This is a genomic window from Roseibium sp. HPY-6 (assembly GCF_040530035.1).
Taxonomy (GTDB): domain Bacteria; phylum Pseudomonadota; class Alphaproteobacteria; order Rhizobiales; family Stappiaceae; genus Roseibium.
The window spans coordinates 584,264-605,204 of the sequence record NZ_JBEWCD010000003.1 but is presented as its reverse complement, the minus strand read 5'-3'; the positions used below and the strand labels follow the sequence as shown (position 1 = coordinate 605,204).

Below are 20,941 nucleotides of genomic sequence, written 5' to 3'. Positions count from 1 at the left end.
GCTGCGGGCTCCCTAGAGTATCGCCATCTTCTGAAGATCGACGAGACGGGTAATACCCGCCTTTGCAAGACCGAGCAGCTGACTGAATTCCTCTTCGGAAAAGGGTGCGCCCTCGGCAGTGCCCTGGATCTCCACGATGCCGCCGGAACCGGTCATGACAAAGTTTGCATCCGTCTCCGCTGTGCTGTCTTCGGCATAATCCAGATCGAGCACCGGTGTTCCCGCGTAAATTCCACAGGAAATGGCCGCGATATGATCCTTCAGGACTTCCTTGGACACCATGTCGCGCGCGCGCATCCATTCAATGCAATCGCGCAGCGCAACCCAGGCCCCCGTAATGGACGCGGTGCGCGTGCCGCCGTCGGCCTGAATGACATCGCAGTCGACAGAGATCTGAACTTCGCCAAGCGCTTCCAGATCGACAACAGCGCGCAGAGAACGTCCGATAAGGCGTTGAATTTCCTGGGTCCGGCCCGACTGCTTGCCGGCGCTCGCCTCGCGCCGCATGCGATCGCCCGTTGCGCGCGGCAACATGCCGTATTCCGCCGTCACCCAGCCGCGATTCTGTCCGCGAAGCCACGGCGGCACCCTTTCCTCGACACTCGCGGTGCACAGAACGTGAGTGTCACCGAATTTGACCAGGCAGGACCCCTCAGCGTGTTTGGATACACTGCGCTCCAGGGTGACTGCCCGGAGTTCGTCGGCTGCGCGTTTTGACGGACGCATGAATAATCCTTTCGACCTTCGCCTGAAACGACACGTTCATTCGGATACGGGTGTCTGCCCGCAAATCTCCTGCGCCTTGTAGACCTCAAAATCATCCAAGGTAAAGGGGCTGCTTCACGCCGGACCTATTTTGCGCCTATATCTTGGGTGTAAGACGAAATGACCCGATCCGTGAACCGGATCCTGCCTACGGAGACCGTGATTTGAGCCTTAGCGACCTCGACAAGAGATCACGCGAGATTTTTCGCTCGATCGTCGAAAGCTATCTTGAGACGGGGGAACCGGTCGGCTCCCGCAACGTATCGCGTAATTTGTCCATGTCGCTTTCACCCGCATCGGTGCGCAACGTCATGTCGGATCTGGAACATCTGGGTCTCCTGCATTCGCCGCACACGAGCGCCGGACGGCTGCCGACCGAAATCGGGCTCAGGTTCTTCGTTGACGCGTTGCTCGAAGTCGGAGATCTGACCGAAGCCGAAAGGCGGGAGATCGACGTTCAGGTGAGGGCATCGCATGAGGCGCATTCAACAGAGCAGGTGCTGACGGAGGCCAGCCAGATGCTCTCCGGCCTTTCCATGGGCGCCGGCGTGGTTCTGACGCACAAGAGCGACACGCGGCTGAAGCACATCGAGTTTGTGCGCATCGAACCCCATAAAGCGCTCGTTATTCTGGTCAGTGAAGACGGATCGGTCGAGAACAGGGTTGTGGATCTGCCGTCAAACCTGCCGTCATCTGCACTAGTCGAAGCAACGAACTACCTCAACGCCCAGATACAGGGCCGCACGCTGTCGGACATAAAGTCGGAACTGGAACAGGTTCGAGACGCGGACCAGGCAGAACTCGACCAGCTGAGCCAGAAGGTCATCAATGCCGGGCTTGCCGTCTGGGGTGGCGACAATGCCAGCGATCCGGGAACCCTAATCGTGCGCGGGCGCTCAAATCTCCTGACCGATCTCGACGCCGTGGAAGACCTGGAGCGGATCCGGCTGCTGTTCGACGATCTTGAGAACAAGAAGGATCTTATTCAGCTGCTCGGCCTTGCCGAAAAGGGAGATGGCGTGCGCATCTTCATCGGCTCTGAAAACAATCTCTTTTCGCTCTCGGGCTCTTCGCTGGTTGTCTCGCCCTACCGGGACAGCAATCAGCGTATTGTGGGCGTTCTCGGCGTAATCGGCCCGACGCGGCTGAACTATGCGCGTGTTATCCCGATGGTCGATTACACGGCGCGTCTCGTGAGCAGGATCTTAAAATAACAGAACCCGCCCGACGACTGCAGCAAAGTCACTCCAGTATTCGCAGGATCCAATATGCTTTCCCCGGCAGAACTCGAACGCTACGCCCGTCATATCGTCATGCAGGAAATTGGCGGTGCGGGTCAGCAGAAACTCAAAAACGCCCGCGTGCTGGTGATCGGTGCCGGCGGCCTCGGAGCGCCGGTCCTGCAATATCTCGCAGCGGCCGGGGTCGGCACGCTCGGGATCGTCGACGATGATGCCGTGTCGCTTTCCAATCTCCAGCGCCAGATCATTCACGATACGGACAAGCTGGGTGAGCCCAAAGTCGCCAGTGCTGCGGAGGCGATTGCGCGCCTCAATCCCAATGTCATTGTGGAGCCGCATCCGACGCGTATTGCCGGTCACAATGCGCTTGCGCTGGTCTCGGACTATGATCTGGTGGTCGACGGCTCGGACAATTTTGAAACGCGTTATCTCGTGTCTGATGCCTGTTTCTTTGCGAAAAAACCACTTGTGACCGCCGCAGTCGGCCAGTTCGACGGGTCAATCACGACGTTGAAACCTTTCGAGAAAAATTCAGATGGCGCGTTGAACCCGACCTATCGCTGCCTGTTTCCGCGAAAGCCGCGCGCGGGCCTGTTGCCGACATGTGCTGAAGCCGGTGTTCTCGGCGCACTGACAGGTATCGTCGGTACAATGCAGGCCATGGAAGTGATCAAGGAAATCACCGGAACGGGCGAAGGACTGGTCGGAAGAATGGTCATGTTCGATGCGCGCAGCTTCCGGATGGAAACCATTCGCTACAAACGCTCGGCGAAAAATCCGCTCAACGGCGACGATCCCAAGGACTGGGCCACCATGCTGGAGGATGCTTAGGACTTAATTTCAGCACGCGGCATGAAAGTCGTAACAATGACGGGAGAAGATCATATGGCAACAGTGAAGCTGATGACGGACGCTCAAGCTGACGCGATTCCTGCGGTCAAGGCGGTCTTTGATGATATTCGTGAGACGCGCGGGTCCGATTTCATCAACAATGTCTGGCGGGCTCTCGCGTGGGACCCCGAAAGTCTGGAGAGAACCTGGAGCCAGGTCAAATCGGTCATGGCTGTACCCGGCGCTCTCGATCCGAAAACACGGGAGATGATCTATATTGCTGTTTCGGCGGCAAACGCTTGCAGCTATTGCGTCCATTCCCACACGGCTGCCGCCCGCGCTAAAGGCATGACGGACGCAGAACATGGCGAGTTGCTGCGGATAATCGGCCTGGCCTCGATGACAAACGCGCTGGTGACGTCCCTGCAGGTTCCTGTTGATCCGGAATTCGAAGCATGGCAGTAGCGCTGCCAACCTCCTCGCAGTGCCGTTCAGTAAAAAAACCCGCACAATGAAACTCGCGCGGGTTTTCTGTTTGAGTCGCTCTGAGACTTAATTCGGCTTTTGCTCGCCTTCAGCCTGCGTTGCTGCCTGTTGGGCCATGTTCTGGCGGTAAAGCTGCGCAAAATCGATCGGGTCCAGCATCAGGGGCGGGAAACCACCATTGCGGGTCGCTTCGGACAGGATGTTGCGGGCAAACGGGAAAATCATGCGCGGGCACTCGATCATGACGAACGGATGCATGTGCTCTTGCGGAACGCCCGTGATTTTGAACAGACCGGAATAGACCAGTTCGACATTGAACATGACCATGTCCGGGCGCTCGGCCTTGGCAGTCAGTGTCAGGATAACCTCGAATTGATCCTCACCCATCTGCTGCGCGCCGACATTGACGTTGATGTCGAGCTTCGGCTGTTCGCCTTGCGCCAGGGACCGCGGCGCATTCGGGTTTTCAAACGACAGATCCTTGATGTACTGACCCAGGATATGCATGCCAGGTGCCGCGGCACCTTCCGTCTGCGGCTGCGCGCCGCCGTCATTCGTGTCGGTCATCGTGTTTCATTCCGTTTCGCGGTGCTGATCTGAGAGAAAGGCGTCGGAGCCGAACCGGACGGAATTGGCCTTCCATCTGCGCCAATCCAAGCCAGTCATTTGCCGTCATCCCTCCGGCGGGCCGCCGGCCCGCGTGAACCGGACAACCTTTTCAGCGGCTGGCTAACATCTCAATACGGCGCGCACAAGTGCTATGGCCTTGTCAGGCGCCGGAATCCGATTCAAAAGATGCTTATGACCGATGAGCCTGCCTCCAATATCAATTTGCCTCACAGGCAGCTGAAACTCGACACGCTGGTCAGGCTGCGCTGGCTTGCAGTCGGCGGACAGTCCGCCGCACTGCTCATCGTTCACGTCGGACTGGGCTACTCTCTTCCCGCGGGTCCTGCATTTGCCATGGTGGCCCTGTCCGCCTGGCTTAACATTTTTCTGAAGATGCGCTGGCCCTCGGCGATGCGCCTGTCTGAACGCGCCGCGACGCTTCAGCTGGCCTACGATATCCTTCAGATGAGCGGTCTCCTGTTCCTGACCGGCGGCCTCGGCAACCCTTTCGCCTTTCTTCTCATGGCACCGGTCATGGTGTCTGCCACCGGTCTGTCAGCGCGCTACACATTCCTGCTCGGCGTAGTGGCGACCATGTGCGCAAGCCTCCTGGCGGTGTTTCACTTGCCGCTGCCCTGGCCGGACACGGAAGACTTCAGGCTGCCGGTCATCTACTCCGTCGGGATCTGGGTCGCTCTTGTCCTGACGCTCGGTTTCATGGCGGTCTATGCGTTCCGTGTCGCAGAAGAGGCGCGGCAGCTTGCGGACGCACTCACCGCAACGGAACTTGTACTTGCGCGGGAACAACACCTTAACGCGCTGGATGGATTGGCAACGGCTGCCGCTCACGAGCTGGGCACACCACTTGCGACAATTTATCTTGCAGCAAAGGAACTAAGAGACGAATTCGAAGACGGCGACTACCGCGGCGAGGATATCGAACTGATCCGATCGCAGGCAGAACGATGCCGCGAAATTCTGAAGCAGCTGACCAGTCTTTCGAGCGAGGAAGACCAGACCTATCAGCGCATGCCCGTCGCCCAACTTCTGGAAGACGTCATCGACCCGCATCGCGGAACCGGTGTCGCCATTCATTCATCGATTGGCGGCAACGGTCCTGAACCCGTTGGAACACGGAATGCGGCAATTCGCTACGGTCTGGGCAATCTAGTTGAAAATGCAGTCGATTTCGCTGCGTCTCGGGTCGATGTCTCTGCACAATGGGACGATACTGTCCTGTCTATATCGATCCGTGACGACGGCCCCGGGTTTTCCGTCGACATTCTTGGAAAGATTGGCGACCCATACGTCTCTATTCGCAGTGGCAGATCGCCGCAAGGCAGCAGCGGTGGCGGTCTTGGGTTGGGCATCTTCATTGCCAAAACCCTGTTGGAACGCACAGGAGCGAAGCTGCAACTGGAGAACCAGGCACCGCCCGGCAATGGCGCCCATATCCGTGTCAGCTGGCCGCGTTCGACATTCGAAGGACGTGTTGGAGTGGACGAAACACCAATTTAGCCCCATAACCACAATAAAAGAGGATCAACCAGCAGGTTATTGATCAACAACACGCATCCGACCTGCACAAAAAGACGTACGAATAAACGGTAACGAGCCATGACGGACCATATGACATCAATAAATGGATCCGGAGACATGAGTCTTCTGATCGTCGACGACGACAAACCGTTTCAGCAACGCTTGGCGCGCGCAATGGAAAAGCGCGGATTTGCGACTGAAACAGCGGACGGCGTTCAGGACGCAGCACTCAAAATTGCACGCACCGCCCCGGCATATGCAATCGTCGATATGCGCCTGGAGGACGGAAACGGCCTCGATGTCATTGAAAAAATTAGACAAAAACGCCCTGACGCGCGCGCAATCGTCCTGACCGGCTATGGGAACATCGCCACAGCGGTGACTGCGGTAAAACTCGGTGCCATCGATTATCTGGCGAAACCTGCCGACCCTGACGACATCGTTGCGGCGCTTGCACGCAAGCCTGAGGACAAGGCACAGCCGCCGGAAAACCCGATGTCCGCAGACCGGGTGCGCTGGGAACATATTCAACGGGTCTATGAACTGTGCGACCGAAATGTTTCCGAAACCGCGCGCCGTCTGAACATGCACCGACGGACATTGCAGCGAATTCTTGCGAAAAGGGCGCCACGCTGAGGATCAGATGTGGTGAAACCGAATGCGGGCTTGCCCTTTCGACGCCACTTTGCCTAAGTAATCATCGATTATCGTTACTTTGCGCTCCGATGGAGATCTTTCATGCGGCTTGCGGCTGCTCGCAGTTTTAACACGCCCGTCATCAGAACACGTCTCCTGGCGGCCTGCAGCATTGTTTTCCTGACTTGCGGTACAAGCGCCTACGCACAGTCCGTTCCGGAAACAGTTCGGATCAACGTGCAGCCGGCGGAACCGGGTATACGCTCCATCGCGCTCGACAAGAAGTACCGGCCCATCATCAGCCGGGACGACAAGGGTGTGGTAATCGATACGATCGGCAGTGACGACAAGCCGCCACCCTGTGACGTGAAGCTCGAAGTTACCCTGGAAAACAGCCGTATTCTTCACCGCGATGCCAATCTATGCAGCGGCGACACACTTGTTGTCGATGTGACGAGCGACGGGAAACCTGGCGCTACCGCACGCATTGTCGGGACGTCTTCAGGTGTTTCGGCAGGTCCTGTCGCAAGTGCCCCTGCTGCAACGGCAGCGCCTCAAACTCAGGCAACCGAGACCCCGCAAACCAACCAGACCGACACCCCGTCGATCACTGAAATCACGCCACCGGCCGACAATGACGGGCTGAAGCCACTGGAAACAGTCGATACGCCGATTTCAGCCACTGATCCAAACGGCACCGAGACCGCAAGTCTGCCGCAAGATTCCGTCGGAACTGAAACAATCGTAACACCGTCACCGGGCGGCGCAAATGCAGCACCCGTTCTTGTAACGCCGGCCGAAGGACGTGCCTGGGTCGCCGAACCCGGTAGCCAACCCGGTTCCCCATCCGCGCTTCTGCACACCATTCCGCAGACAGACGACAGGGATTTCCGTGCGGATTGCACCACGCAGTCCGGTTTCGCGAAAATCACTTTCCAGCAAGCGCCAGCTGGCCTTCAGGAAGGCATGCCCCAGGCAATCCGTGTGTTGGCGGGTGACTACTCCGCAACGTTCAATACCTTCGGTTCGTCGAATGCCAACGAAGCCGGGGTCTCTCTTCCCGAGGTCAATATCGAAATGACCGACCCGCTCTGGGAAGCGATGATCCGGCAGTCGGAACTTTCCATTTCGGTCGAGGGACTGCCCGCCTATCCCGTATCGCTGAAAGGCAGCGCAAATCCCGTGCGCCTGTTTGTAGCGACTTGTTCGCTGCCCCAGCAGATCGTCGGAGATGATCCCTTTGGCGCCGGTGGGCAGGAGGCCAATTCTGACCTTTCATGTAACGAGCTTGGCCGTGTGCGCTCCGTGGAAGCCGTCCGCCCGGGCCAGATCGTTTTCCGGAACGCAAGCGCGCAGCCGGTCGAAGTGCATTGGGTAGACTATCGTGGCGGCGAACGTCCCTACGCGCGGCTCGAACCAGGCCAGATTCTGGATCAGCAGACCTATTTCTCGCACGCCTGGACCGTTCGAGGTGCGAGCGGTGAGTGCCGGGGTATCTACGTCACGCAAGCCCCCTATCGTGAAGTCGTCATCAGCGGACAAGCAGGCTTGGGTGGCAACGGCGCAGGGGGCTTTGGCGTCCCTGCCGGCCAGGGCGGCGGGATTCCGGGCGACCAGTTCGGCAACGGTGCAGGCCCCATTCCGCCGGGCAGCATTGGCGGAAGCGACCAACCCGGCTTTCAGCAGCAGGCCGCCAGGACGAATGTTGCCGATTACCTTTGTACGGCCGGTATTGACCTGAACGTTGTGTTTTCGCCGGACGGCGCAACCGCGACGGTTGCCGAAATGGGGTATGGAGCGGTCACTTTGCAGAGGTTCGGAAGCCCCAATACCTTCCATTACGAGGGACAGGGTCACATCCTGAAGGGTCAACTCCAGAATGCCACCTGGACGCGTCCCGGTCTGCGGGATGTGTTCTGCGCCCGCAGGTAAGTCAGGCGTATTTTTCCCAGTATTAGAAAATACTTACGCAGTTTTTGCAGGTGCACACAGTCGGATCAGAGCCTTTTTCTGTTTCCGGATCCAAAACCCTGGAATCTTAAGGTTTTGGTCAACAGTTTCGGGACTTATTTCCTCAACGCAATCCGAGAGGAATCACCCCGCCATGTCTTTCGCACGCTGGCCCATCACCTGGAAAATCAGTCTGCCCATTGCGACCATTCTCGTGGTTACGGCAGCCATCTGCGTGATCAGTCTCAATAGCCTCTATTCAGCAATGTTTGCCGAACGTATGGCAAAGATCGAGGATATCTCAAACGGTGGCGTTGCGATCGCTGCTCATTTTCATGAATTAGAGCAATCCGGTGACTTGAGCCGTGAGGAAGCGCAAGCTGCGGCAAAGGCAGCAATCGGGGCCATTCGGTTCGAAGGCGACAATTATCTCTTTGTGTATGCCTATGACGGCACCAATCTCGTGCATCCCAAGACTTCGCTTATCGGCACAAACCTGATGAACTTTACCGACAAGACCGGAGTTCGTCTTGTCGAGACGCTGATCAATCGGGCCAAAGCCGGCGGCGGGGCGATGCTCTACTACTGGCCGCGCGCGAACAGCGAGGTTGCCATTGAAAAACATGGCTGGGGCGCAGGTTTCGAACCCTGGAACTGGATGATCGGAACCGGTGTCTATGTCGACGATCTGGACGCTGCATACTGGAGCGCAGCAACAACAATTATCGCGCTCGCGGTCGTCGGAGCGCTTATCGCGATCTTCATTGCAGTTGTTGCCGTTCGCCAGACGGTCGGCCCACTGCGTTCGCTGACGGCGAACATGAGCACATTGGCCGACGGCAACACGAATGTCTCCGTCGAAGGCGCCGATCGTGGTGACGAAATCGGTCAAATGGCCAGCGCCATGGAGGTGTTCGTTCAGAACGAAACCAACCGCCGTGCACTGGAAGACCAGCAAAACGCCGCGCAAGAGGATGCGGCCCGCAAAGGTGCCGAGATCCAGCAGTTGAGCGGTGAATTCGATCGCCAGATCATGGATATGCTGAACATCATCGACGGCTCCGTTCAGAACCTCCAGTCCGCATCGAGCGACATGACAGGCGTTGCAGCTCAGACGACCGAGCAAAGCGGCCTTGTGTCAAACGCATCTTCTCAGGCTTCGCACAACGTAGAGACCGTTGCAGCCGCTGCGGAAGAACTGTCTGCTTCGGTCAACGAGATCCGCAGGCAGGTCCAGTCCTCAAGCGAGATTGCCGCGAAAGCGGCAGGGGAAGCTGAATCGACCAACCAGCGCATGAGCGGCCTTTCCGAATCGGCAAGCCGTATCGGCGAAGTTGTCACGCTTATCCAGGCAATCGCCGAGCAGACCAATCTCCTGGCGCTGAACGCGACCATTGAGGCGGCCCGTGCCGGCGAGGCCGGTAAGGGCTTTGCGGTCGTTGCCGCTGAAGTCAAGGAACTGGCCAACCAGACTTCCAAGGCCACGGAAGAAATTTCGAGCCAGATTTCCGCCATTCAGGAGGAAACCGGTCTTGCTGCCAGCGCGATCTCATCGGTGACAGAGATCATCACCAACATGAACGAGATCGCCTCTTCGATCTCGGCCTCGGTCGACGAGCAGGGTGCAGCGACCCAGGAGATCGCAAGCAATGCGACCGAAGCCTCCCGAAGCACGGTGGAAGTGACGACCAATATCGAAAGTGTCGCGTCTGCTGCCGAAAACACCCGCGATACCGCGCAGAAGGTCGACGCCTCGGCACAGGAACTGCGCGAAAACGCAGTTCAACTACGCGGACAGGTCGCGACTTTCCTCGATGAGGTCAACAAGCGCTCAATCGCCTGAAACACTTTTGAAAACAACACGTTGAACAAAGCCTGCAGTCATCCCGGCCGCAGGCTTTTTCACACCTTGCGCAAGGCCACCTTGGAAATCCGGTGGCTCGCATTCTTGGAGAGGATCAGATCAGCTCGTGGCCGGGTTGGCAGGATGTTCTCACGCAGATTGACAAGATTGATGTCGTTCCAGATCCGCGTTGCGGTTTCAACTGCCTCATTGTCGTTGATGCGCGAGTATTTGTGAAAGTAGGACCCGGGGTCGCGGAACGCCGTTTCGCGCAGGCGCATGAAACGATCGACATACCATTTGCTCAGCAAGCCCTCATCCGCATCGATATAGACGGAAAAGTCAAAGAAATCCGAGACAAAGGGCACCGCGCGCCCGTCCTTGGGCAACTCTCGCGTCTGCAGGACGTTCAGGCCCTCGACGATCAGGATATCCGGCTTGTCGACGGTAACCGTGTGGCCGGGCATGACGTCATAGTAAAAGTGCGAGTAAACAGGCGCCCGAACGTGCCGCCGCCCCGCCTTGATGTCCGACAGGAACTTGAGCAGCCGCGGCCGGTCGAAGCTTTCCGGAAACCCTTTCTTGGACATGAGGCCTTCAGCCTCAAGAATGGCGTTCGGATAGAGAAACCCGTCCGTTGTGATCAGATCGACCTTCGGGCTTGCCGGCCAGCGGGCCAGAAGCTCGCGCAACACACGCGAGGTCGTTGATTTACCGACGGAAACAGACCCGGCAACGCCAATGATGAAAGGCGTCTTGCCGTCCCGGTGACCGAGAAAATTCTGCGTTGCCTGGTGAATGCTGATCGTTGCCTCGGCATAGAAGGCCAGCAAGCGGGAGAGGGGCAGATAGATCGTCTCCACCTGCTGCATGGAGACCGGCGCGTTCAGGCCCTGAAGCTGTTCGACCTCGTGTTCATCGAGTGTCATCGGCGTGTCGGCACGCAAACGGGACCACTGGCGTTCGGTGAACACCCTATAGGGGGACAAATCCATGTCCAGGGCCGTTGCGACTTTCTGATCCATCGTCTCGCAGTTCCCGCTGCGGTGCCTTAAGGCAGACAATCACTCCTGAGGCCGAGAGGCCTTTTCCTCAAGTCCGGTCTGTCCTGTCCGTTTGCCCAACTCCGCCATGACGTCCGCCAAGGGAACATTGGATACATTCAGAACCACCAACAAATGATAAAGCACATCGGCGGCTTCCGCCGTCAATTCTTCCCGGTCTTCCCTCACAGCCGCAATCGCCGCCTCGACCGCCTCTTCCCCCAGTTTCTGGGCGCATTTGGCTACGCCCTTATTTACAAGTTTGCGTGTGTAGGACTTTTCATCGTCGCTCTTCGCGCGTGCAGCAACTATGGCATCCAGAGCTTCGAGTGTGAACTTGGTCATTTGGCTAGAGCTCTTTTCGCAATTTCAGGCATCGAGACGCATGGGAACGCCCGCGTCGTCCATGTATCTTTTGGTTTCCTGGATCGTGTACTCGCCGAAATGGAAGATCGACGCCGCTAGGACCGCAGTCGCATGGCCGTCCCGCACGCCCTCGACCATATGATCAAGTGTTCCGACGCCTCCGGACGCGATCACCGGCACGGGCACGGCATCGGCAATCGCCCGCGTGAGCGCGATGTTATAGCCCGACTTTGTACCGTCCCGATCCATGGACGTCACCAGGAGCTCACCGGCACCGAGCTCGACCACTTTTTTTGCAAACTCAATGGCATCAATACCGGTCGGATTACGCCCGCCATGGGTGAAGATTTCGAACTTTTCAGGGTCGCCCGGAGTGTTAACCTGCTTGGCATCAATGGAAACCACGATGCACTGGGCACCGAATTTTTCCGCCGCCTCGCGGACAAAGTCCGGGTTTTTGACCGCTGCCGTGTTGATCGACACCTTGTCGGCCCCCGCGATCAGAAGTTTGCGGATGTCTTCCACCGTCCTGACACCGCCACCGACCGTTACCGGCATGAAGCAGGCTTCCGCCGTGCGCCGAACGACATCGTAGATCGTGTCCCGGCCTTCATGGCTGGCCGTGATATCGAGAAAACAGAGTTCATCGGCACCGGCGGCATCATATGCCTTCGCAGCTTCCACAGGATCGCCTGCATCGACCAGATCCACAAAATTGACGCCTTTGACGACACGGCCGTCCTTCACATCGAGGCAGGGAATGACACGGGCTTTCAGGGTCATGATGCTTTTTTCCTGGCGCTCAGGATCAGGTCCATCGCTTCTTTCGGATCCAAGCGCCCGTCATAAAGCGCGCGGCCGGAGATCGCGCCTTCCAGAATGGCGCAATCAGGCTTCAGAAGCCGGTGAATGTCATCAATCGAAGCGAGGCCGCCCGAGGCGATCACGGGAATGGAAACGGACTGCGCCAGCTCCAGGGTCGACGGTATGTTCAGCCCCTTCAGGATCCCGTCCCGGTCGATATCGGTGTAGATGATCGCCGAAACACCGGCATCCTGGAACCGTTTTGCCAGATCCACTGCGGTCAGTTCCGAGGTTTCCGCCCATCCTTCAACAGCCACATGGCCGCCTTTGGCGTCGATCCCGACAGCGACCTTACCCGGAAACTTGCGGCAGGCTTCGTTTACGAGATCCGGGTCGCGCACGGCGACCGTCCCGAGAATGACCCGTGCAATACCTCTTGAAAGCCAGGTTTCGATATGATCGAGCGTCCTGATCCCGCCGCCCAGCTGAACCGGGTTTTTCGTCGATGCCAGGATGGCGTCAACGGCCGCGCCGTTCACGCTCTCGCCGGCGAAGGCCCCATTGAGGTCAACTACGTGTAGCCACTCAAAACCTTGGGCTTCAAAGGCTTTTGCCTGTGCCCCGGGGTTGTCGTTAAAGACAGTTGCCTGGTCCATATCGCCAAGCTTCAAGCGCACGCACTGGCCATCCTTCAGGTCGATGGCGGGAAAGAGGATCATTCTCGTTACAGTCCTTCCACGATGACGATTTCGCCATCGGCAACTTTCTGGCGGATTTTCACCGCCTGCTGGTATTCGGGCGAGTTATAGCAATCGACCGCATGTTGGAAGCTGGGAAATTCAATCACGACATTCCGTGCCCGTCCCGGACCCTCGATGGCATCGGTCTTACCGCCGCGTGCGAGGAAATTGGCGCCGAACCGCTCAAACGCCGGCTTGGCCGTTTCCACATATTGCGGATAGTTTTCCGGGTCGTGCACATCCACCCGCGCAATCCAGTATCCCTTGCTCACTCGTTCTCTCCCGTTTGATTTCAGGTTCCCGTGACTATCGCCGCTTTACCTGATGTCACGCACGCGTCCTGTTTCTTCAGGGTTTCCAGTCCAGAAAATTGCCGATCAGGTCGAGACCCAGCCGCTGGCTCTTTTCCGGGTGGAATTGCGTACCGATCATGTTGTCCCTGGCAACCATGGCCGTGAAGGTCCCCGCATAACCGAAGCTCGCGAGACGATCCGCCTCATGGGTGCAGGCAAAGTGGTAGGAATGTACGAAATAGGCGTGCAATCCGTCCGGGCCTGTTGCCAGACCCTTGAAAACCGGATGGCTTTCAGAGCGAACGTCGATCGTGTTCCAGCCCATATGCGGGATCTTCAAAGACGGGTCCGACGGTTTCATTTCCGAAACATCGCCTTCGATCCAGCCTAGGCCCTCGACGGTCTCGAATTCCAGGCCGCGGGTTGCCATCAGCTGCATCCCGACGCAAATGCCGAAAAAAGGCTTGCCCTGAACACGAACGGTTTCATGAAGGGCGTCCGGCATGCCGTCGACAGCCCACAGGCCGCGCTTGCAATCGGCGAAGGCACCAACGCCCGGCAAGACGATCCGGTCGGCCTTCAGCACGCGATCCGGGTCTGCGGTAACAATCACATCCGGCACATGGGCATGGGCGCGGGCCGCGCGCTCGAAGGCCTTTTCGGCCGAGCGCAGATTGCCCGACCCGTAGTCGATAATTGCAATTGTCATTGACGCGTCTCCGGCCCAAGGGTCAGGCCAACCACCTGTTCGCTGCCTATCCGCGGCACGATAGGGTTTCGAACAGGCGCCGGCGGATGAACCTGTTCCGGCTCAGCTGGAGCCAACAACCCGGCTTCCTTGTTCAAAAATCGAAGTTCCGCTTCAGCGGGATTTTCGCCGTCGACGATCCCAATGACGCGCCAGCCCTTACGCTCGAGCGACCAGCGGCGCAGCGCCTGTGCCTCGAACCCGAACAAAAGCGATACCACAAGCGCGGCGATACCTGTGGCCTGTGAACTCAATGCGCTTGCGAGAAGCTCAATCGCCAGCGTGAGCGCCAGATAGCCGAGCAAAACCAGCCACATGCGATGCACCAGCAGCCAGATGAACGAGAAGACAAAAGCCAGCACCGAAAACCTGTCCGGTATGAACAGAAGCCGGTCGCTTTCGCTTGGGTCCCCTGCCAGATCGTCAAATTCGGGCGGGGCCATGACAACGTAAGTACTCATACGCCAATCCGTTTCCTAGCCGCCCAGCTGGCCCTTGGTCGTGGGAACACGGTCCGCCTGGCGCGGATCGATTTCGATGGCCTTGCGCATGGTGCGGGCAACGGCCTTGAAGCACGTTTCCGCGATATGATGGCAGTTAGACCCGTAAAGATTGGCAATATGAAGAGTGATGCCGGCATTCATGGCAAATGCGCGGAAAAACTCTTCAAAAAGCTCGGTATCGAAGTCTCCGACCTTGTCACGATCGAACGTCACGTCCCAGACGAGAAACGGGCGCCCCGAAACGTCCAGTGCACACCGCGTCAATGCTTCATCCATGGCGAGATGCGTGTCGGCATAGCGGGTGATGCCGGCCATGTCGCCCAGCGCATTTGAAATCGCCTGGCCGAGCGCAATTCCTGTGTCTTCGACGGTATGGTGAAAGTCGATATGGGTGTCGCCTTCGGCACGCACCTTCATGTCGATCAGCGAATGGCGCGACAGTTGTTCCAGCATGTGATCGAAAAAACCGACACCTGTTTGAACGTCGTAGCTGCCCGTCCCGTCGAGATTGATGTCAACGGAGATGCGGGTTTCCTTGGTGTCGCGCGATACACTCGCTGTGCGCATCAGTTGCTGTCCTTGCTTTTAAGTGCGGAACCGGCGGTGTTGTAGCAGCCTGAACCGACTAATGAAATAGCAACGTATGCTGCAGGCCTCGCAAGACCGCTCGACAAGTGCATCGATTTCACCGACCCTTGCGTCCAACGTAACAATCAGACTTCGAATAGTGGCTCCAGGAGGCCGATTTCATGTTCAAGGAAGCTATTGCAGAAGGTGGTCTTGCGGTCGTGACCGGCGCGGCAAGTGGTGTCGGTCTTGCTGCCGCAACCCGCTTCGCTGAAGCAGGGCTCGGGATCATCCTGGCGGATCTGCCGGGAGAGACGCTGGACGCGGCAACGGAAGTGGTTCGCAAAGCCGCGAAACCTGGCGCCACCGTGATCGCCGTGCCAACCGATGTCACTGATATGGATCAGGTTGAACAGCTGGCGGATAGCGCATTCCAGACCGGGCCTGTTGCTGTTCTCATGAACAATGCCGGCATCGGGATGTCATCGAAGTGCTGGGAAAACTATGACGCCTGGACACGCATGATGGACGTCAATTTTTACGGCGTGCTCAGGGGCGTTCAAGCATTTACGCCGCGCATGATCGAGGCGGGACGCCCGTCGGTCATCATCAATACCGGATCCAAGCAGGGGATCACGACCCCACCCGGCAATCCCGGCTACAACGCAACCAAGGCGGCCGTGAAAGTGCTGAGCGAGCAGCTTGCGCATGAATTGCGGGAGGCAGGCGCGCCGATTTCCGTTCACCTGTTTGTGCCCGGCTTTACCTATACCGGCATGATTTCGTCTTTCCTGCCGGAAAAACCGGCAGCGGCGTGGACCAGCGAGCAGACCGTTGACCATTTCATCGAGCACATGACGGCAGGCGACTTCTACATCCTTTGCCCCGACAACGACGTCGACAGCACACGCGACAAGCGCCGCGCCGAATGGGCTGTTGGAGACATCATCGAAAACCGGCCACCTCTCTCCCGCTGGCATCCCGACTACAAAGAGGCCTTTGCGGAATTTGAGAAAACCGGAAAGACGTAGTCTGGTGTTCCGACAACCGGAGTGGTATGGACGGGGCGCTTTCCCCATATCCTGAAAGGAGCCCGCTCCATGCCGACCAGCCCGTTCGCCCCTAAGACCGCGCTTGACCGTTTGATGCTTCCTGTCGATGTCCCGACCCTCAAGGAAGCGGAAAACCTTGTCAGCCGGACCGAGGGAAAGGTCGGTGTCTACAAGATCGGCATGGAACTGCAGTTTGCCGGCGGGCTTGAGTTTGCGCGCGATCTGGCGGCGAGTGGCAAGAAGATCTTTCTCGACGTCAAACTTCACGACATCGACAACACCATTACCAAGGCCGTGCAAAACATCGCCAAGATGGGCATGACTTTCATGACGCTGCACGCCTATCCGAAGACCATGCGCGCCGCCGTCCGTGGCCTGATGGCAGAGGGCAATCCGGATCTCTGCCTGCTTGGCGTCACGGTGCTAACCTCCATGGACGAGGACGATCTGGTGGCTGCAGGGTACCGCGGGCCGGTTGCCGATCTGGTCGAAGCGCGTGCCCGCGATGCGCGCGAGGCCGGAATGGGCGGTATAGTCTGCGCGGCGACGGAAGCGGAAAAGCTGAGGCCGATCCTGGGCGGAGACCTTGTCATCGTCACACCCGGAATTCGCCCGGCAGGGAGCTCAGCCAACGATCAGCGCCGGGTCATGACCCCGGCAGACGCCATCCAGGCCGGCAGCGATTATCTGGTCGTCGGGCGGCCGATCAGCAAGGCCGAAGATCCGGGTGCGGCGGCAGATGCGGTTGTCGAGGAAATAACGGCGGCGCTGCACCGACCTGCAGCTTGATCAAGACGTGACGTTCATGACCCCACCCTTAACCCCTCCCCACAAGGGGGGGATTGCGTATCAATCGCCGTAAGGTGGAGAGCCTTTTGAAAGTGACGTTGAGCGGAAGTACCTCTTTCTCCCGAAAAGCCCGGCTCTTCTCACATTTTTTGGTGGAATAGTATTTTTGTCCAATCATGCGGTTTTGTGAGTTTACGCATATTTTGATATAAAGGTATGCGCATATGTGTTTTTCTTTCTGTTTACAAGAATTTTGAGAATCGAATCGGTTTTGCGATGCAAAACTCGCCTTTATTCACGAATCATGTAAGATCAGCACCAGTGAATTAGTGAGAAACGACACTCATACCCGTAATTCGATACTTGGGAGGAGACCGCTTAAGTCTCTGTTATTTATTGTTTTTCGTTGAACAACTGTTACCAAATGGTTAACGGTTGTATTGGTGCGTGTATTCGCCCCTTGACCTTCAGCTCCCAATCAAAGCTAAAATGTCGCATCAAACGAAGAAACCGTCGCTCCGGCCAAGGTAACGACGGCTTCAAAGTTTGCACCCGCATTCTGGTCAGAAGGCGCGGGGCTGATGCAACTAGTGCGATTCTATTGAATCGAAGAACAAGCTATCGGTCAAGCCTTCTGACGCTCATATAGAGAGTTGATCGAAAAATGTTACAGCTAAAATGGCGAACTTGCGGAGATAACAAACACTGGTGCGATCTCTGCAATCTTAATCTCAAAAGCGTCAAAACTACCGGGGTGTACATCATATGGCACCCCGGCAATCCATCGCGTGTGGTGCGTGTCGGTCAAGGACAGATCGCAAAGCGCTTGTCTGAACACCGCAATGACCCCGCAATCCTGCACTATCAGAAGTACGGGACTTTGCGCGTCACATGGGCATCAGTACAGACTCTTCAGTTGGACGGTGTTGAACGCTATCTCGCTGATCATTGGAACCCACTAGTCGGAGATGCGTTCCCGAATGCACGTCCGATTGCGGTGAACTCTCCGTGGTAGTCTCCATGCCCCCGATGATTGCATCGAGGGATTCTCGGAGCTTCATGTACTGATACCAAGCCCACGGCGGCTCATCGCCGGAGGACAGTTTCTGGTTTACCCAGGTCCGAACACCTTCAAGTTCATCGCGTGTCATGGTGCTAGCTCAACACTTCAGAGTTAACATTGGGTATACGCACTACTTGGAGCAGTCCTCCACCTTATCTGCTTTAGGTGGAGGACTTTTCGCGATACCCCTTAGTTTCGCAGAAAAGTTGCCTCAGGATTGTCGCAGCCCTTGTGGGAAGTGGTTAGGAGTGGGGTAAGTCGCCCAAACTACTCATTCCAGCAAACAAGCTTTGCGAAACAAAAAAGCCACCGCAATTGCGGTGGCCAGTCAGGAAACGCGGTCTTTATTTTGTCATGCCGCTTGATTGTCGCCGGCAGCCGAAGAACGCAGCACCATCCCGTAGAGATCGCGCGGATCGTCCGGATCCGCCAGCAGGTCCAGCTTCTCGAAATGGCCGGTCTTCGGCAGAAGATCGCGCACGTAGCGAAGCGCCGCGAAATCCTCGATAGCGAAACCGACACTGTCGAACAGGGTGATCTGGTTGTCTGACGTCCGGCCGGTCGCCTTGCCCGCATAAACCTGCCAAAGCTCGGTCACCGGATGGTTTTCCGGCAATTGCTGAAGCTCTCCTTCGATGCGCGTCTGCTCCGGGAGTTCAACAAAGATGTCGGAGCGCAGAAGAATGTCCTTGTGCAGTTCCGTCTTGCCGGGACAATCGCCACCAATCGCATTGATGTGGACCCCAGACCCGACCATGTTGTCGGTCAGGATCGTTGCGTATTTCTTGTCGGCGGTCACCGTCGTGATGACCTGCGCGCCTTCGATGGCATCTTCAGGCGTCTTGCAGATGGTCACGTTCAGTCCGGAATTGGCCATGTTCCGTGCCAGCCGGATGCTGGCTTCCGGATCGATGTCAAACGCACGGATCTCGGTTATTCCGAGCATTTCCTTGAAAGCCAGGCACTGAAAATCGGATTGGGCACCATTGCCGATGATTGCCATCGTCTTCGATCCCTTCGGCGCAAGATATTTCGCTGCCAGAGCCGATGTTGCGGCGGTGCGCAGGGCTGTCAGGATCGTCATTTCGGTGAAAAGAACCGGATAGCCAGTGGAAAGTTCCGAGAGCACGCCAAATCCGGTCACGGTCTGCAGGCCGTCTCGAAAATTCTGCGGATGACCGTTGACGTATTTAAAGCCAAAGGTCTCGCCGTCGCTGGTCGGCATGAGTTCAATCACGCCCTGCGGGGCGTGCGCTGGAATGCGCGGTTTCTTGTCGAAGCTTTCCCAGCGCAGGAAGTCCTGTTCGATATAGTCGGCAATGCCGACAAGCGCCTTTTCCACGCCGATCGCACGGATATTGCGCATCATGTTGTCGACACTGACGAACGGCACATAGGCCAATTCCGACGGCTTTGGATTGTGGTTCGCGGCGGTCATTTTTTCTTCCTCCAGATCAACGGATGTTCAACTGGAACCGATTGAGCATCCAAAAGTTGATCGATTCCAAAGTGATAGAGCATCTTCGGTATTCTCTTGAACGCAGGATGCTCTAGAAGCTTCGAGTCGGACGGTCGAAGACGCGGCGCCCGAACAGGCTGCCTGTCAGGTCGACCATCAGGCGGGCGGTTTTTCCGCGGTCATCGAGAAACGGATTCAGTTCGACAAGGTCGAGCGACGTCACCAGACCGCTGTCATGCAGCATTTCCATCACCAGGTGGGCTTCGCGGAAAGTCGCCCCGCCCGGCACGGTGGTTCCGACCGCAGGTGCGATTTCCGGGTCAAGGAAATCGACGTCGAGGCTGACGTGCAGCAGGCCGTTTTCGGCTTTCACCCGGTCGAGAAACGGATTTAGAAGCGATCCGATACCCTCTTCGTCGATCCGGCGCATGTCGCTGACACCAACGCCCTGGCTGAGCAGCATTTCGCGCTCTGCGGTATCGATGGAGCGGACGCCAAGGATCTCGACATTTTCCGGACTAAGCGGGTGTTGCAGCGGTTCGCCAAGCAACCCGTCGAACCCAGGCAGGCCGCAGGCAAAGGCCAGTGGCGTGCCATGGAGATTGCCACTGTCGGTGCTGTCGAACGTATGGAAGTCGGAGTGCGCGTCAAGCCACAGAACAAAAAGAGGGCGGCCGCGTTCCGCTGCAGCGCGCGCGTGACCGGAGACGGTACCCGCCGCCATCGCGTGGTCGCCGCCAAGGTATATCGGAACAACGGACTGCAGCCCGAGTTCATGGGATTTGGCGTGAAGCGCGCGCGTCCACCCGGCGTAAGAGCGGAAGTTCTTCAAAACGGGGTTTGGCGCCTGTAGCGCGCCGACGTCGGCCCGTTGAAGATTGCCATGGTCCAAAACATCGTGGCCCAGCGCTTTCAGCTGCTCCAGAAGACCTGCCGTGCGAAAGGCATCGGGTCCCATCAGACAGCCCTTCTGGCCCGCTCCGTCATCAACGGGTGCGCCGACAAGCGCGATTTTTTTGCTGGCAACGTTCACGGTTCGCTCTATCTGCCCTCGATCCGGCAAATCTGGGCAATACACGCGGCGGAGTAAATCCCATGACTTGATCAAATGAGCAGTCTGATTTATCGATCTGGTAAACAAAACTACTCAAAATGATAAAATGGACGATCTGGATCTTCGACTCATCTCGCTACTTCGTAACGATGGCCGCCGTTCGGTGTCCGATCTGGCAAGCGATCTGAAGGTGTCCCGCGCGACAGTCCGCTCCCGCATGGAAAAGCTTCAGGCAGCGGGCGAAATCCTCGGATACACCGCCGTACTGCGTGATGACTGGCGCGACCTGCCGATCCGTGCCGTGACATTGCTTGTGGTCGACGGACACAATACGGACCCGGTGATCCGCGCCCTGGGAGCCATGACGGAAGTCCGCGCGATTCATTCGACCAACGGCAAATGGGATCTGGTTCTCGATGTCGCGACACGGGACCTTGCCGCCTTCGACGATGCACTCAATCGCATTCGGCTGATCGAAGGCATCACCGGGTCGGAGACCAATCTGCTGCTCAACACGCGAAAAGGTCCGGCGGTCATGCCCAACCGTTAGATCCTGCCCC

General features: G+C 57.6%; 22 protein-coding genes. 10 read left to right on the top strand and 12 right to left on the bottom strand.

Going from position 1 to position 20,941, the window contains the following annotated elements:
• Positions 1-12 precede the first annotated feature (12 nt).
• Positions 13-726 (bottom strand): ribonuclease PH, encoded by a 714-nt coding sequence (gene rph / locus ABVF61_RS28870; protein ID WP_353997061.1) that lies wholly within the window; start codon positions 724-726, stop codon positions 13-15.
• A gap of 203 nt (positions 727-929) precedes the next feature.
• Between rph and hrcA the strand changes: the two genes are divergently transcribed.
• Genes hrcA through ABVF61_RS28855 form a run of 3 tightly spaced genes read left to right on the top strand, consistent with a single transcriptional unit; the run spans position 930 to position 3,302 of the window.
• Positions 930-1,979: a heat-inducible transcriptional repressor HrcA gene (gene hrcA / locus ABVF61_RS28865; protein ID WP_353997060.1), complete on the top strand. Its 1,050-nt coding sequence runs from the start codon at positions 930-932 to the stop codon at positions 1,977-1,979.
• A 54-nt stretch (positions 1,980-2,033) separates the two neighbouring features.
• The gene (locus ABVF61_RS28860) at positions 2,034-2,837 is read left to right on the top strand and encodes a HesA/MoeB/ThiF family protein (protein ID WP_353997059.1); all 804 of its coding nucleotides are present in this window, start codon (positions 2,034-2,036) and stop codon (positions 2,835-2,837) included.
• A gap of 54 nt (positions 2,838-2,891) precedes the next feature.
• Entirely contained in the window at positions 2,892-3,302 is a 411-nt protein-coding gene (locus tag ABVF61_RS28855; RefSeq protein ID WP_353997058.1) for a carboxymuconolactone decarboxylase family protein, read from the top strand.
• A gap of 87 nt (positions 3,303-3,389) precedes the next feature.
• On the opposite strand, the gene secB is transcribed toward ABVF61_RS28855, so the two are convergent.
• Complete coding sequence (secB, locus tag ABVF61_RS28850; protein WP_353997057.1) at positions 3,390-3,890, bottom strand: protein-export chaperone SecB; 501 nt, start codon at positions 3,888-3,890, stop codon at positions 3,390-3,392.
• Positions 3,891-4,124: 234 nt separating this feature from the next.
• On the opposite strand from secB, the gene ABVF61_RS28845 reads away from it, so the two are divergent.
• The 4 genes from ABVF61_RS28845 to ABVF61_RS28830 all read left to right on the top strand — a co-directional run bounded on the left by ABVF61_RS28845 (position 4,125) and on the right by ABVF61_RS28830 (position 9,900).
• On the top strand, positions 4,125-5,450 hold the full coding sequence (locus tag ABVF61_RS28845) for an ActS/PrrB/RegB family redox-sensitive histidine kinase (RefSeq protein ID WP_353997056.1): 1,326 nt from the start codon (positions 4,125-4,127) through the stop codon (positions 5,448-5,450).
• Between the two features lie 99 nt (positions 5,451-5,549).
• A complete protein-coding gene (locus tag ABVF61_RS28840) occupies positions 5,550-6,107 on the top strand; it encodes an ActR/PrrA/RegA family redox response regulator transcription factor (RefSeq protein WP_299477434.1) in 558 nt (185 codons plus the stop codon).
• A gap of 102 nt (positions 6,108-6,209) precedes the next feature.
• Positions 6,210-8,039, top strand: coding sequence for a VHL beta domain-containing protein (locus ABVF61_RS28835; RefSeq protein WP_353997055.1), 1,830 nt, complete (start codon positions 6,210-6,212; stop codon positions 8,037-8,039).
• Between the two features lie 172 nt (positions 8,040-8,211).
• Positions 8,212-9,900: a methyl-accepting chemotaxis protein gene (locus ABVF61_RS28830; RefSeq protein ID WP_353997054.1), complete on the top strand. Its 1,689-nt coding sequence runs from the start codon at positions 8,212-8,214 to the stop codon at positions 9,898-9,900.
• 59 nt (positions 9,901-9,959) lie between these two features.
• On the opposite strand, the gene coaA is transcribed toward ABVF61_RS28830, so the two are convergent.
• The 8 genes from coaA to hisB form a co-directional block, all read right to left on the bottom strand.
• Positions 9,960-10,925: a type I pantothenate kinase gene (gene coaA, locus ABVF61_RS28825; RefSeq protein WP_353997053.1), complete on the bottom strand. Its 966-nt coding sequence runs from the start codon at positions 10,923-10,925 to the stop codon at positions 9,960-9,962.
• Between the two features lie 39 nt (positions 10,926-10,964).
• Positions 10,965-11,288 (bottom strand): phosphoribosyl-ATP diphosphatase, encoded by a 324-nt coding sequence (locus ABVF61_RS28820; protein WP_353997052.1) that lies wholly within the window; start codon positions 11,286-11,288, stop codon positions 10,965-10,967.
• Between the two features lie 24 nt (positions 11,289-11,312).
• The gene (gene hisF, locus ABVF61_RS28815) at positions 11,313-12,092 is read right to left on the bottom strand and encodes an imidazole glycerol phosphate synthase subunit HisF (protein WP_353997051.1); all 780 of its coding nucleotides are present in this window, start codon (positions 12,090-12,092) and stop codon (positions 11,313-11,315) included.
• Positions 12,089-12,832 (bottom strand): 1-(5-phosphoribosyl)-5-[(5-phosphoribosylamino)methylideneamino]imidazole-4-carboxamide isomerase, encoded by a 744-nt coding sequence (hisA, locus tag ABVF61_RS28810; protein ID WP_353997050.1) that lies wholly within the window; start codon positions 12,830-12,832, stop codon positions 12,089-12,091. Before hisA ends, hisF begins: the two co-directional genes overlap by 4 nt.
• Before the next feature lie 5 nt (positions 12,833-12,837).
• Positions 12,838-13,125: a DUF1330 domain-containing protein gene (locus ABVF61_RS28805; protein ID WP_299477451.1), complete on the bottom strand. Its 288-nt coding sequence runs from the start codon at positions 13,123-13,125 to the stop codon at positions 12,838-12,840.
• A gap of 76 nt (positions 13,126-13,201) precedes the next feature.
• Complete coding sequence (gene hisH / locus ABVF61_RS28800; protein WP_353997049.1) at positions 13,202-13,855, bottom strand: imidazole glycerol phosphate synthase subunit HisH; 654 nt, start codon at positions 13,853-13,855, stop codon at positions 13,202-13,204.
• A complete protein-coding gene (locus ABVF61_RS28795) occupies positions 13,852-14,355 on the bottom strand; it encodes a DUF2628 domain-containing protein (protein WP_353997048.1) in 504 nt (167 codons plus the stop codon). Before ABVF61_RS28795 ends, hisH begins: the two co-directional genes overlap by 4 nt.
• Positions 14,356-14,370: 15 nt before the next feature.
• Positions 14,371-14,964, bottom strand: a complete 594-nt coding sequence (gene hisB, locus ABVF61_RS28790; protein ID WP_353997047.1) for an imidazoleglycerol-phosphate dehydratase HisB — start codon at positions 14,962-14,964, stop codon at positions 14,371-14,373.
• 182 nt (positions 14,965-15,146) lie between these two features.
• Here hisB and ABVF61_RS28785 point away from each other — a divergent pair, with 182 nt between their 5' ends.
• Together ABVF61_RS28785 and pyrF are read left to right on the top strand one after the other, a co-directional pair.
• Entirely contained in the window at positions 15,147-15,995 is an 849-nt protein-coding gene (locus tag ABVF61_RS28785; RefSeq protein WP_353997046.1) for an SDR family NAD(P)-dependent oxidoreductase, read from the top strand.
• A gap of 69 nt (positions 15,996-16,064) precedes the next feature.
• Positions 16,065-16,805 (top strand): orotidine-5'-phosphate decarboxylase, encoded by a 741-nt coding sequence (gene pyrF / locus ABVF61_RS28780; RefSeq protein ID WP_353997045.1) that lies wholly within the window; start codon positions 16,065-16,067, stop codon positions 16,803-16,805.
• 1,415 nt (positions 16,806-18,220) lie between these two features.
• Here pyrF and ocd read toward each other — a convergent pair.
• On the bottom strand, positions 18,221-19,306 hold the full coding sequence (gene ocd, locus ABVF61_RS28775) for an ornithine cyclodeaminase (protein WP_353997044.1): 1,086 nt from the start codon (positions 19,304-19,306) through the stop codon (positions 18,221-18,223).
• A gap of 112 nt (positions 19,307-19,418) precedes the next feature.
• Entirely contained in the window at positions 19,419-20,360 is a 942-nt protein-coding gene (rocF, locus tag ABVF61_RS28770) for an arginase (RefSeq protein ID WP_353997043.1), read from the bottom strand.
• 127 nt (positions 20,361-20,487) lie between these two features.
• On the opposite strand from rocF, the gene ABVF61_RS28765 reads away from it, so the two are divergent.
• Positions 20,488-20,931: an Lrp/AsnC family transcriptional regulator gene (locus ABVF61_RS28765; RefSeq protein WP_353997042.1), complete on the top strand. Its 444-nt coding sequence runs from the start codon at positions 20,488-20,490 to the stop codon at positions 20,929-20,931.
• Positions 20,932-20,941: the final 10 nt, after the last annotated feature.